At 41.9% G+C, this 12,918-nt stretch carries 11 protein-coding genes; all 11 read right to left on the bottom strand.

Annotated elements, in window-relative coordinates:
- Positions 1 to 3,254, bottom strand: a 3,254-nt coding sequence (locus tag D1151_RS06980; RefSeq protein WP_161908413.1) for a SpaA isopeptide-forming pilin-related protein, incomplete at its 3' end; no start/stop codon positions are given.
- Positions 3,255 to 3,414: 160 nt separating this feature from the next.
- A complete protein-coding gene (locus D1151_RS06975; RefSeq protein ID WP_161908412.1) occupies positions 3,415 to 4,632 on the bottom strand; it encodes a hypothetical protein in 1,218 nt (405 codons plus the stop codon).
- 17 nt (positions 4,633 to 4,649) lie between these two features.
- A complete protein-coding gene (locus tag D1151_RS06970) occupies positions 4,650 to 4,931 on the bottom strand; it encodes a type II toxin-antitoxin system YafQ family toxin (RefSeq protein WP_161908411.1) in 282 nt (93 codons plus the stop codon).
- Positions 4,921 to 5,193, bottom strand: coding sequence for a hypothetical protein (locus tag D1151_RS06965; protein WP_161908410.1), 273 nt, complete (start codon positions 5,191 to 5,193; stop codon positions 4,921 to 4,923). The genes D1151_RS06970 and D1151_RS06965 overlap by 11 nt, the downstream gene beginning before the upstream one ends.
- Before the next feature lie 302 nt (positions 5,194 to 5,495).
- A complete protein-coding gene (locus D1151_RS06960; RefSeq protein ID WP_161908409.1) occupies positions 5,496 to 5,816 on the bottom strand; it encodes a hypothetical protein in 321 nt (106 codons plus the stop codon).
- Positions 5,813 to 6,886: a hypothetical protein gene (locus D1151_RS06955; RefSeq protein WP_161908408.1), complete on the bottom strand. Its 1,074-nt coding sequence runs from the start codon at positions 6,884 to 6,886 to the stop codon at positions 5,813 to 5,815. Before D1151_RS06955 ends, D1151_RS06960 begins: the two co-directional genes overlap by 4 nt.
- Positions 6,883 to 7,362, bottom strand: coding sequence for a hypothetical protein (locus D1151_RS06950; RefSeq protein ID WP_161908407.1), 480 nt, complete (start codon positions 7,360 to 7,362; stop codon positions 6,883 to 6,885). Before D1151_RS06950 ends, D1151_RS06955 begins: the two co-directional genes overlap by 4 nt.
- 21 nt (positions 7,363 to 7,383) lie before the next feature.
- On the bottom strand, positions 7,384 to 9,618 hold the full coding sequence (locus tag D1151_RS06945; protein WP_161908406.1) for a CD3337/EF1877 family mobilome membrane protein: 2,235 nt from the start codon (positions 9,616 to 9,618) through the stop codon (positions 7,384 to 7,386).
- Positions 9,615 to 12,104, bottom strand: coding sequence for an ATP-binding protein (locus D1151_RS06940; protein WP_161908405.1), 2,490 nt, complete (start codon positions 12,102 to 12,104; stop codon positions 9,615 to 9,617). The genes D1151_RS06945 and D1151_RS06940 overlap by 4 nt, the downstream gene beginning before the upstream one ends.
- Positions 12,101 to 12,562 (bottom strand): TcpE family conjugal transfer membrane protein, encoded by a 462-nt coding sequence (locus tag D1151_RS06935; protein WP_161908404.1) that lies wholly within the window; start codon positions 12,560 to 12,562, stop codon positions 12,101 to 12,103. The genes D1151_RS06940 and D1151_RS06935 overlap by 4 nt, the downstream gene beginning before the upstream one ends.
- Positions 12,563 to 12,572: 10 nt before the next feature.
- Positions 12,573 to 12,914, bottom strand: coding sequence for a TcpD family membrane protein (locus tag D1151_RS06930; protein WP_161908403.1), 342 nt, complete (start codon positions 12,912 to 12,914; stop codon positions 12,573 to 12,575).
- Positions 12,915 to 12,918: the final 4 nt, after the last annotated feature.

Here is a 12,918-nt window from a genome sequence, read left to right as displayed (position 1 = left end):
GCCATTGGCTCTAAAATTTTAGCTGTGATATCATCTTCGCCATATTCATCGACAACTGCCTTATTTAATTTCACCATGTTTTTGTTCGGCAAAATCAGGTCCATAATATCAACATCTTCTTCCCCACTTTTTAATGTTGGAGTTGTGTAGTCGATACCTGCAACATAATCATCCGCTACCATGTCTTTCTTCACATGGATATTGGTATAGTTCATGCCGCCCTTTGTATAGCTGAGGGAGTAATCTACCGTGTATGTAGATGTGGTTCCTTCCTTGTCCTTTACAGAGTATTTTGCGGAATAAGTCGCACCTTTTTCAGACTTTGCAATGTATTCGGTTCTGCATTCATTGTCATCACCGATGTCAAGCCCAAACCAGCGCAAAATCTTTTCGCCGGTTTTCAAAAGCTTTTCCCACAAGCTCAGTGCACCGTTCTTTTTGCTGTGGTCACGGGTGACTTCCTCCAGCGCCACTTCTTCATTCGTTTTGCTGTCATATGCTTTAATTCTCTGCACATCATCCACTTGCAGAATATCTTCCGCTGCATAAACTCTGAAAGTGGCATTTTTTAATTTGCTTCTGTCCCATACTGCAGAAAATCCTTTGTTTCCACCAAATTCTTCATGTAGCCAGCCTGCGAGAGATTCACCATTTTTGGTAATCTGGATTTTTCCTTTGACCGGATTATTTGGAATTTTTACCGTCAAGTAATAGGTCACATAGTCCTTGCCGTCCTGATGCGGCGTTTGCTCTGTAACACTAAATTTATATTTGTTAAAGATAACCTTCTTGTTACTGGTAAAGTCCGTTACTCTATCGCCAGAAGCATCGTAGATTACAACAGCATCTTCGAATTTCTTCGGCATATCTGTGCTGCTGCCGACACCCTTTTCATCGTACTCACCGATAAAGTATCCTTCTGGCGCAGTTACTTCCTCGATTTGATAATTACCGTACTCAAGCTCATATGGCAGCACAATTTGACCGTCTGCATTACACTTGAAAATGTAATTATTCTTGCCGGATGCAGCGCCATCGGTGTAGCTGCTGCCATTTGGCAGATACTTACCGTAGTTTGGTGACAAGGTTGGATCTGCTAAATCCGGGTTGCCCAGATATTTGATTCTAAATGCTGCGTTTTCATTCAGTCTGACAGCTTTTCCGGTTTCTGAGTTTGTCTTGATAATCTGCACCTTATTTTTCTTTGGTATATTGTCCGTATCAGTGGAGATCAGCTGACCGTCTTCTGTTACTGTCACTTCATGGGATTCCAAGACATATCCGTTGGAATCCGCAGAAATTTCCTTTACAAGATAGTTACCATAAGGCAGGTCAATAATTCTAATCTGTCCAAACTTGCTGACAGTCAAAGGATGCTCTACATCTGCAGGTGTGCCGCTGTTGTCTCTTACAACACGGTAGCAATTTGCAAATTCATCATAGCCTTTTTCCCCTTCTTTTACAGGTACAACTCTGATATATGGGTGATCCTCAAAGCCGCCAGAAGTAAGCTCAATAGTCCACTTGGAATTCGTGGAGTATTCGAGTTTACCGCTGCCATTTTCCGGTGTGAATGGGTCAAGGTCAGTTTTAGTTTTTACAATCTGCAAACGCCCACGGTAGTTGTCATTCACGTATGCCTGAGAACCCATATCGTCTAACATCGGCTGCGGATTTTCCGGATCGATATCTGCAGCATCTGTTAAAGCACCATTTTCGTAAGTGATGTTATATTCGATCGGACCATCGTCTACAGCGTGCGCATAATATGTGATGGTTCCGTGGTCACGAGTACCACCCTTTTCATCAGACAAACGACCGTCCGGAACGCCCGATTCTTCGGTACTAACCGTCCTTTCGCCTCTCCAGTAGTGGTGCACAGTGACTTTCTCAGTTTCCGGATCTTTTTTCTCTACTTTTTCATAGTCCAGTTCGGATGCATCGTCCCATGGCATAAAATAAAACGGCTCATCGCTATATCCATTTACATCCAGTGTTTTGGAATCAACTACTTCGCCGTCTACGAGAAGGTCAATCGTCGCATCCAGCGGCGCATCACCCATACCGGTATGCGTATTATTGTCAAAGCCTAAATTGGCATCCAGTTTCTCAACGTCCAGCTCAAAGGACGGCAGTTTCGGTTCCTCCGGCTCTCCTGGCTCCGGTTCTGTTTCTTCTGCTGCCGCTAATTTGAAGTACAGTTCAATCGGGTCATCACCACCGGTTGCAACAGTCTGCAGGTGGTTGGAGTCAGAAATTGGGCTATCCTGTGTGGTGGTCCAAACCAGTAAATCCTGTTTTGGCTTGGAAATACCTTTTACATCTTTCGTTGCTTTAATAGGTTTTTTGATTGTGTTAGGATCTACATTGGAGGTAATGGTGTACTCATTGCCATTACGCTTAATCTTGATATTCTTATTAGTAGTTTTAATATCTTGATTCAGTTTATTAGAATCCTTTACGACTGCAACCCAAGTACCATCTGATTGAGCTTGCATTTTAATAGTTTGACGCTTTTTTATTTGTCTTTCTGTAGGTGCTGTAAAACTGAACTGCTTTTGATATTTTTTAATCTGTTCATTCATCCAGTTGTAAATTTTTTCAGCTGGTCTACCCTTTACAGTGTCTTTAAACCAGTTTGCACTCATTGCATGAGAACCGGTTCTTGCTTTAAGACCGCTTGTAGGGGATTTTCTTAAACCTTGCTGATATTCCCAGATGATGTTTTGTGTAGCCCAGTACCAGTCATCCAGATTGCAGCCCTTTACAGGCACATCAGATTGCGTATGTCCCGGCTGTCTGCCAAACAGCAAAGCAAGTTGCATTCCCCTTAAAGTATCTTTGCTATATGGTCTCATCCATCTCAGTCTTTCTAATTCCTGCTGCGCATCGGCACTGTAGCCTGTTGCACCTGCATTCAGCCATGCACCATGCTCCAGACAGTATCCGCTATATTCGTGTTTTCCATTTTTTACAACGATGGTTTTCTTGGCTGAGGTTGCTCTTGCAAGTCTGTAAACAAAACCATCACCGGCAAGATTTGAGAATTTCGCCCAGTAGAAGCCGCCGCCTTTATTGTTTGGATAATATGGCTTTCCATCAGAACCTTTCAGCTGTCTGCCGTCATAGACAGAGGCTTTCGTGGCTGCAAAGGCTTCAAAGGTGGCCTGCGGCATATATGCTGCTAAGATGGTAAAAATCAGTAACAGCATCATGCTGCGGCACAGCCAAGGATGTTTCATTCTTTGTTCCATACTTTTTTGTTCCTCCTTCTTAAATTATGTTGAAATTTAGTAGTGAAATATATATAAAAACGGCTATGCAAAGGCATAACCGTTGATTTTTTTGTATGAAAAAAGACTCAGTATATCTGAGCCTTTTTGGTAAATTCGTATGAAGTTTATTATATATAGTTTAAAACATTACGTAAAAGTCATATCCCGCTCTATTTTTTCTGGTGTAAAGCGAAAAACTGTCTATTCCTCCCCATCCAGCTTCAAACTGCTCATCTGCCGGATACCACACTAATGGATTATCTTCAAATTGACCTTTGATAGAGGCCTTGATTGCAGATTTCATTTCTTTGAGAGCAATTTCTTTTGACCAGTAATAATCGATTTCCATAGGAAACATTGCAGACCATGAACTGTTTTCTGGTGTGTATCTTTTGAAGGTTGGGTCTTTTGTTGCATCTGTTTCTCCATATCTGACGCCTCTATAGCCGGATTCTGTTGTCGGATCTTCAATATGTCCGATAAAATGATCCATCGTATATGTGGCTCCTTCTGGACCGGTATATAGTTTATGGATTGGTTCGTCATTTTCATCATACTGATCTGTAAATTCTAATCGTTTACCTTCGATGCTTTCTCCATATGCAATAAGTTCCGGCATCAACTCTTCCATAGTCCAGTCAGGAACATATTTCTTTGGCGTTGAAAAGTAACTATAAATCTTTTTCCCATTTACAATACGGTATGCTCTTACCTTATACTCATAGGTATAATAGTATTTAAAATCTGTAGAATAGCTATCAGTAAAGGATGTCTTCTTTGTAGTACAGATTTTTTTATAGCTGTTCTTACCCTCACGGGTTCTATATACTTCGTAGCCAGATGCACCGCTAATAGCTTTCCAAGTAGATTTTGGCGTACGGTCATAAGGGTTTTTATCTGTACCGCCAAGTGTTACAGTAACAGTCGGCTTTGTTAAACGAGCACTTGTGCTCTTTACCGGCGAGAACTTGGTGTAGTAAGTCGTTTTACCAATCTTTTTGTAACCGCGCATTTTATAGTAGTAAGTCTTGCCGGTGGTTCTTTCAGTGTTGATATACGACAAAGTATTCGCGCTGGTCGTAGTTCTCACCAGCTTGTAGCTTCCGTTTTTAGACGTTGCACGATACACTTTGTAACCGTCAACACCCTCAATCTTATCCCAGCTGGTCTTGATTTTCGTGTAGCTATAACTGGTCGCCTTAAAATTTTTCGGCGTGATAGCCCTGACCTGCTTACTTGTCAGCTTCACTTCTGTTGGAGCTGATTCTGCAGGAGCCTGATTGTCTGTTGCAAATGCTGGAACTGCCATAGTCAGCACCATGGTCAAAGTGATGAGCAGGGTTATAATCTTCTTCATTTCCATTCTCCTTTTCTTTAAAACAAGTCACTATGGCTTCCAGTTCTAGTGAGATATAAAATCAGTTCATCATTTGAAATTTCATAAATCAGAAGCCAATCCGGGGTTATATGACACTCCCGACAACCTTTGTAGTTTCCAGTAAGATTATGATCCTTATACTTCCTGGCTAATTGTTCTCCTGCAGCAAGGGCATCAACTACATCCCCCAATAGCTTAATATCATATCCTCTTTTTATGGCTTTTTTTAAATCCTTCTTGAAAGTTCCGGTTTGAACGATTTTGTATTTAGTGCTCATTGTCCATTTCCCCTTCTACTTCACGCAGAAGTTCAGCAAAAGAATCATAAGTTTTTTTGTTAGGATCAGCCTTTAATGCTTTTACTTCTTTCATCGCTAAAATGGTATCAGCATTAGGTGTTCTATACTCAACCACACTTTGCATATACCGTACCAAATTTCCTTTTACATTCTCTCCATTCATGGCAACAATTCCTTTGTAGGTGTTATACAGTTCCCTATCCATTGAAAATGAGCAAGTGACCTTTTCTTTCTGATTCATAATTTTTCCTCCTACTCTTTTCACTTAGTTGTCTTTGTTTACTCAGTAGCCTTAGTAAGAGTATATTTGATTTTTGTAAAACTGTCAATACATATGCAGAACTATTTCATTACCTACAGTTTTTACACCGCAGACTTCTCCCCGAAACCAACTTATCTGCTCTCACCAAGTACACTTGCTGACACTTTTTACATCGACAATAGTAAAACGATTTCTTTCCGTTATTTCCAGCAAAGGTCAAGACTTCCCACATGCCAAAGACTTTGCCCTCTAGTGGTATACGTTTCATAAATTTTGTCCCCTTAATTCCAAAATACCAGAAAATCCGGCAAATATGCTGTTATCTCATCCAATATCTCTTGAAACAGGAACAGCATTTCCGTACGTGGCTTGGGATAAAGCATTGCAAGCACCCCAATTGCAAAGAAAATCAGCATGACGACAGTTAATAATTTTCTTCCCCAACTGCTCACTATTTCGATGAAGAACTGCCATGAAGATAATTTTACAATATTAACTGTTTTATCATCCTCTATATTATACTTATCTCGTAATGTTCTTTGTACTTCCTCCTCCTGAAGTTGTTTCTCGTATTCTTCTACAAATCCTTTTTGAAACTTCATCGTCTTTTCTTCCTCCAAAGCCTGTTTTTCTGTACTTTCTCTACTCTTACTTCAGACACAGTTTCTGTCTTTGCTAAAGCATCAGCCATCATTTCGGCAAAATAGAAGTTCTCCTCCGCTGCAAATGGATCAGGAAGCCAGGTTGCAAAATAGGTCACGTCCGACCGGCTGCCCATTCGCGCTTCAACGTCTTGTTGTTCGTCTGTGCTGCAGAAATTAAAAAGATACTTAGTATTCTGGTTATAAACCTGCTGTACTGCGTACTGCAGCTGATCAATTTCATTTGGTTTTGTACCGGCAACTAAAACTTTAATATCCTTCTCCAGCCAGGTAATCTGTTCTCGCGATTTCAGCTCATGAATATCTCCAAAATCATAAATATAAAACAGATACGGCATTCTCAGTGCTTTGGGAACACTGCCAGGATTGTAATACATGTCTAATCCTTCATAAGTAACTTTCCCTTCGGCAACATCATCCACTGCAGCGATATAAGTTGCTGCCAGCTGACGGATGTAATCAGATCCGTTTAATTCAATGTATGCTGTCTTGTAACCTCGGTCATTAAGATATTTTGCAAGACTCAGTGCATGGGTCGTTGTTCCAATCCTTGGCATGATTCCTAAAACTGCAACTGTTGTTTTCCTTTTCTGCATTGCAGATTTCGCCCCCGCTGTTCGATCCACCTCTATACTATCCTGCAGCAGCTGATAGTCAAACTGCTCCGGATATGCTTCAAGATATTCCGGAATGCGATAAAGTTCATTTATCTGAATAAAAGCCATAACTCCGCACCCGGCAAGACTCAGAATCAGTTTTTTATCCACGTTTAAATCTGTAACGATGCAAATCACCTTCACCCGCATTTGCTGTGCTCTCTGGACGAAATGGAGGCTTTTTTCTGTCGAGAGCATTGTATTTATGACCGCAAAATCTGCATCCACGAATTCCAATACTTCCTCTATGATCTCAATATCATCATTTTCCTCCACCACCTCCACTTCATCGAACTTTTTAATTTGATCAGAAATCTGTTCATGACCAGCAGCAAGCACAAGTCTGTATTTCATAAGGCACTTCCTTTCCATATATTAACCAGCTCACGCCTTGACGATCTCCACATCATCATGAGCATTTCGCTCAGTGGTTTCGTTCTGTTCTTTCTTCTTGCTTTTTTTACGCTCTGCAGTCCTGTTTCGGAAGGCACCAAAACGCCAATATTGTACAAAATCTCCTCTTTGATTGTCTCATAAACATCTTTCGGCATAATATAGTAATTGTAATCGCCGATAAAGTTGTGTCCGTTTTTAGAACGAAAATCCTCTACTGAAGATTTAATTTCATAACAGTAAACATCACCTTTTTCAATACCTGATACCGAATTGTTTACTGGTTTAAAAAGCATATAATCCACACGGCTGGCATAACCCATTGCATAATCGAAGGTAACCTCTCTGGCCCAATATATGCGCGGATCATTATGTGGATCAATATATCGCTCTGCAACAGCCGATAAATCTGCAGTTATCTCAGGTCTTTTACTCATGTTCTCTCACCTTCTTCCCAATTACTGCTTCTCACCCATATTGTTCCGCAATATCTGATTTACTGCAGAGTAGCTAACCTGTTCCTCGCTACTGAACTGACTTACAACCTCCTCGCCATACTTAGAACACATCTTTTCATAGTATTTCTCACCTTTTTCTTCACCGAATTGTTCTTTGAAAAAGCTTAGTCCTTGTCGTTCAGCCTGCACTGCAGTCGATTGCTCCGCCACAACATCGCCAACATTTTCGTGCCCTTTATGAATGTCTGAATCTCGGTAATCGGATGCTGCGGCCACAACGCTGTCTGTATTGTTTACTCGCAATTCTTCCTGCGTTGTCTCCGACATATAATCCATCACACTTTGCGGTCGAAGTTCCTCTTGCCGAGAAAGATTTCTATCCCCGCTGTTCCGTTCCTGCGGATCTCCAATCAGATCGTCCATGCTGCCCCCAGCAGCTTCTGTGCGCTGCAGTATGCGAGCAGTTTTTAAAATATCTCGATCATCAAACATCGAACCGCCACCAAGTTCCCGGATTGCATCTGTTCGCTGCACAAAATCGCTGTATTGCGCCAACTCTCCGCTTTCCTTCGCAGTCCTCTCCGATTTTAATTTCGATAACTGATAATTCTGCTCCAAAATTTCTTCAGCTTTTTTATAATCTTCACCAGTGAAATATTCACCTTGGAGCACTCTTCCCTGCATTTGCTGCAGACCGTTATTATCTTCAGACTGCTGCACCTGTTCTGAAGATCTTCCCGTATCATGACCATCCTGCTGCGTCGCATCAGAAGTCTCTCTGGTGCCTGACCTATCTTCCCGGCGTTGCCCTGCATCCATCTGTCTACGATACCGTCGTAACTCTTCTTCAGACAAATACTCATTAGTTCTTCTATTCAGCCGATCTTCTCGCCGCTCTCTTTCGTCATCTTCCTCATCATCCATCTCTCGCTCCTGACCACGCCGCAAATCGCTTAGTTTATCTTTTAATCCAGTCAATTCCGAATAAGTTCCATGAGCAATATCTCCAGCAGCACCCACTACCTTTCCACCGGACGTACCCAGGAACAGTTCCGCGATTTCTTTACGTTTAAGTGCAACAATGAGACACATAGATAGCATCATAAACAAAACAGGCAGCAGTCCATAAGTTGCAGTCGCGGTATACAGGAAATTCATAATGATGAACAGGATTGCCATAAAAAACACCAAAATGATTTTTACAGCCGAAGACGACAACAACTTCAGCGCCCATCGTCTCAGCAGGCGTGTACCATAACCAGGAATCAAAGCTAAGACAAAGATGAATGTGCCTAAAATCGCTAAAAATAGTACAAAAAACTGATATCCCAGGATTAACACTGAAAATCCTAAGATAATAATCAGCAGTAAAAGATCAAAAATGAAAAAAATCAAGGCAAGTCCGAAGCGCTCAATCTGCGCTGCCGTATTTCCCTTTGTTAACCCGGGCTTTTCCAGCTCACTGATATAGTCAAGCCTTTCATCAGAATCAACCTCCAATGGCAAAATTGAAGCCTCATGATTCTGTGCCTGTTTCATGCTTCCAAACTCTAAATATTGCCATTGCGAGTGTACCATCACATTAAAAATTAAAACCACAGATTTATCCCCCGCTGTTGCCTCATCTGAATCTTCATCAGTTAGCGTGTCGTAGGGTGCATCCATCACGGTAGATGACAACTCTGTTGTAATACCATTCAACGTACTGAGTACAAACATCGGTCGTGCATAAAAGAAAAGCCCCACTGCAATAATCATTGTTACCGCAAGCAAACCGCTAATTACTTGGGAATGCCGGTTGCGAAGCAGCTGAACCAGAAAATAAAATGCAGCAATAGCAATGAAGTAAGTCGCATAGCTGTCAAAGACAATCTTTCGCATGCTGTTAAAAAACGGCTCAATGAAATCACGAATCAGATTATAGATATCAACACCCAAGGCAAATCGCGTTGCAACAGCCGTAAGGCATCCTATATTTTTGCTCCACCCAAAGATACCATTAGCAAGCATATTAAAAATCACTGCGCCTGGACTAGATAAAATCGAGACATCCTCCATATCCAGATAATAATTATCACGATACTCCAAAAAACTGCCTTTTGCCTTTACTTCATCTAATGCTGCAAAAATACCGTCATCAGCCTTACCATTATCTGTATCTGCAGCATATGCTGCCACTGTATTCAATGCAATAATTAAGACCACGCACAAAATGAATTTCGCATACTTTTTCATGATGCGTCACTCCTCGTTTTTTCTTCGCCAGGTGTTGTATCAAAAGCATCTATAATATCCTGCCAGATTGCATCAAAGCGCAGCACTCCGACATGCCCTTCAAGATCCTGAAACAAGCATGTACGGTTTGGCAGCTTCATGACAAGTTCTACATTTTCATCTGTAGCTTCGAGATTTAGAAACTGCAGAGATTTTATAATTTCTTCTCTTGTCTTTGCTTTGAAGCAGAATTTATAGGTAATTGCCTCCCTTAACCCTGGGCTATCTACATCTGACACACTATGACCGATAAAAATGGCGCTGGCATAAAGAGATCTTCCCATTCTAGCTAAAGAGTTCGTCAACTTTTTTCCCATCTGAGTCGTATTCAGCGCCCAGGATTCATCAAACACAATGATATCAAATTCGCTTCGGTTTGCAGCTGCAAATTTCATACAGAAAGAGGCAATCGGAAGCATCAGCACTGTCGACAATCTTTCTTCTTGCGTGTAGTCCTGCTTGGGCGTCTCCGCGTTAGGCATTGTCATATTTTGGATCTGAAGGATATTAATCTTTTTAGTGAATCTCAATCCGTCCTCATCTCCGTATCCAAATAGAAGCTTCGCCATACCAGCGCGACGTAACAATTGAATCTTTCTGGCCAGATTCTTTGCTACCGGCTTCAGCTCATCTTCATCAGGAAAATCTGCCAAGATCTCTGCAAGCAGATTCATACATGGTTTCCCCGCTGTTATTCGAATCTGATCAATTGCTGCCAGAATTGCCGTATATTCCAGATCCTTTGAAGTAATACCAAAATACTCGCATAAAATATTTGTTGCCAGTTCTGCTGCCTGATTGATGTCATCCCGATAAATGATAAACGGATCTAAACTACCCTGTCCTTTATCATCCGGCGATAAGGTAATAGTGGAAATTTGGTCAGCTAAATACGGCAAACAATCTTTCCATCGATCACGATCGCCTTTCGGGTCAACGATTAAAACCTTTGCACCCGCATACAGCACATTGAGATACGCAAGCAAATTGGCGTTAAAGCTCTTGCCTCCGCCCAGGGTTCCCCAGAAAAAGGCTGATGCAGAGTTATTAAGCCTACAGGCACGCGCTAAATCTAGAAATACAAGCTTATCCAAAACGCCTGTCGTACCGATATACGGGCCTAAATTATCCCCTAAAAGCCGTGTTACAGCAAACATAGAACCAGCTACTGTTCTCGGCGGCAGCGGTATGATGTAATCCGTCATATACCTGCCAGCTCCAGGAATGCATTCCATAAAAAGCTTGAACTGATCGGTCATAGGTCTCTCCACCATGAATTGTTTGTCCTCATATCGTTCTCGAACAAATTTGGCATGCGCTTCCATCAAATCTTTGTCATCGCTTGCGATACAAAATGTAACAGACACCTTGCACAGCGGATCTCTTGTACGCCGCAATTCAGCCTCCAGTTGATTCGCTTCGCTGGCTGCAGCCCTAAGTTCATCTGGGATCCGAGCTGACTGTGCCACATGTTCCTGCTGTGATTCGATTTCTTGCTTCTTTCCACCAATTTTTTTGAGAGATTCTCGGTACTCAATCGTCGTAATATGTGCACAAACTTCTGTCGCATAAGGATAATCTTGCAAGAGTAAAAGCCACTCGCCACCTGGAAAGATCATACCATCCGGAACCGATGCCATTGACAAAAATGTCTGGTACGATATCGTCCCATCCGTATTTTCACAAGTGATATACCGATGTTCCTTTGGATTAATCAAAGCCTCGGACAACGTTAAAACATCCGTCTGTAGGGGACGAACTGCCTTCTCTCCATCCTTCAATATAGGCGCTGCAGCAGGCTTCCATGCAGAACCATCTACGTTCTGTCTAACTTTAACACTGCCACTCACGCCTCGTCGGGTCAAACGCCGATACAACCACTGCACCGTCTCCACGGATGCTGGTTCCATGCGGATTCTTCGATTCTGGGATTGATAGTAGTTTACAGCAACCTCTTTATACGCCCGTATGTCGCTCTCTAGGATGTCCTTCTGCTCAACATCGAACAACTCATTGATTGCCTTCATGGGCTTTTTGATCAGCTCTTCAAAATTCCCCCCGCTGATCCTCTGTCGCTCCAACTTTGTAAGCAAATAGATGTTATAGTCATTCGTCGCACCGTTGTCCTTAATCTTTTGCTCCAAATAGTGCATCGTCCCCTTTGCATGCGCGTGTGATGCTGCATATAACGGATCACTGCGATCCATCGCGTCCATCAGCGCCTCTTGATGTTTCCTGATATCCTGCGCAACCGGAATAATCAGAAGCTGAGCTTCTTCCCCGATGTTGGAAATAAACCTTGTCACACGGTTTAAAAGCATGATCTTTTTGTCCTTAGACAGATAGTCATAACTTACACCTAGAATCTGATAGCAAGCCCAACATTCACCGCGTTTGTTAAAAATCAAATTTTCCTCAAAATATTTGATTGGAAACTCGTAATTCACTTCCCCCGCCTCCTCTTTTTCTTTTCAGCGCTGCTACTCTGCAGCCTGGCATCAATCATGTTAATGACTTCCATGCCACGGTAAAGTACGTCTTGAAAACAACCTTTCGCATATTCATGACATGCCTGAAACTTCGATAAATATGCGGGCAAGAGCATGTACTCTAAATAACCCATCGCAAACTTATGCGGAGGCTTACCGTCAAACTTCATTTTTGTAAAAAATTTCATCACTAGAAACGGGAAAGCTCCATACCGAAGCACCCAGGGAATCGTCGTAATAACCGGTATTTTAGATAAAATAACCATGAATACAAGTCCCAATACAAAAAAGAGCAGATCGTTTGCCGCAACTGGAATCCAAAGTTTTAACGAATCAATTGAGTACAGCTTCTTCTCATACTGCCAAACTGTAGCGTAAGAACGCAGCACTATGATACGGTCTTCATCTTTTGCCATCACACACTCCTTATATCATGTTAAACAGCTTTTCCCCAATGCCCTTCAGCGACTCTGGAGAAGCGATCAAGAATAAACATAATGCACCTAAGACGATAAAAAGTACCATCTGCACCCATGCCTTCTTAATCAAAAATCTGACAATCATAAATGCGCAGACAGCCAAAGCGATATACCAAATTTGATCTAATGCCCACTCGCCGAAATTTTTTCCAGTCTGAAGTTCACCACCAGCCGCAAATGCCGGCGCTGTCATACAAAGAATCAGCAGCGCTGCAGCTATGAAGACAACTGCCATTCTCATAATCATATTTTTTCTCTCCATTTTTTTGTTTAAATAATTGATATTCATTTCT

Source organism: Emergencia sp. 1XD21-10 (assembly GCF_009936045.1).
Classification (GTDB): Bacteria; Bacillota; Clostridia; order Peptostreptococcales; family Anaerovoracaceae; genus Senimuribacter; species Senimuribacter intestinalis.
The sequence above is the reverse complement of the archived record's forward strand: the minus strand, read 5'-3'. Positions and strand labels throughout refer to the sequence as shown.

Excerpts from the sequence above, each read along its gene's own strand:
- D1151_RS06975 (WP_161908412.1), bottom strand. The coding sequence starts at position 4,632 with ATGAAGAAGATTATAACCCTGCTCATCACTTTGACCATGGTGCTGACT.
- D1151_RS06970 (WP_161908411.1), bottom strand. The coding sequence starts at position 4,931 with ATGAGCACTAAATACAAAATCGTTCAAACCGGAACTTTCAAGAAGGAT.
- D1151_RS06965 (WP_161908410.1), bottom strand. The coding sequence starts at position 5,193 with ATGAATCAGAAAGAAAAGGTCACTTGCTCATTTTCAATGGATAGGGAA.
- D1151_RS06960 (WP_161908409.1), bottom strand. The coding sequence starts at position 5,816 with ATGAAGTTTCAAAAAGGATTTGTAGAAGAATACGAGAAACAACTTCAG.
- D1151_RS06955 (WP_161908408.1), bottom strand. The coding sequence starts at position 6,886 with ATGAAATACAGACTTGTGCTTGCTGCTGGTCATGAACAGATTTCTGAT.
- D1151_RS06950 (WP_161908407.1), bottom strand. The coding sequence starts at position 7,362 with ATGAGTAAAAGACCTGAGATAACTGCAGATTTATCGGCTGTTGCAGAG.
- D1151_RS06945 (WP_161908406.1), bottom strand. The coding sequence starts at position 9,618 with ATGAAAAAGTATGCGAAATTCATTTTGTGCGTGGTCTTAATTATTGCA.
- D1151_RS06935 (WP_161908404.1), bottom strand. The coding sequence starts at position 12,562 with ATGGCAAAAGATGAAGACCGTATCATAGTGCTGCGTTCTTACGCTACA.
- D1151_RS06930 (WP_161908403.1), bottom strand. The coding sequence starts at position 12,914 with ATGAATATCAATTATTTAAACAAAAAAATGGAGAGAAAAAATATGATT.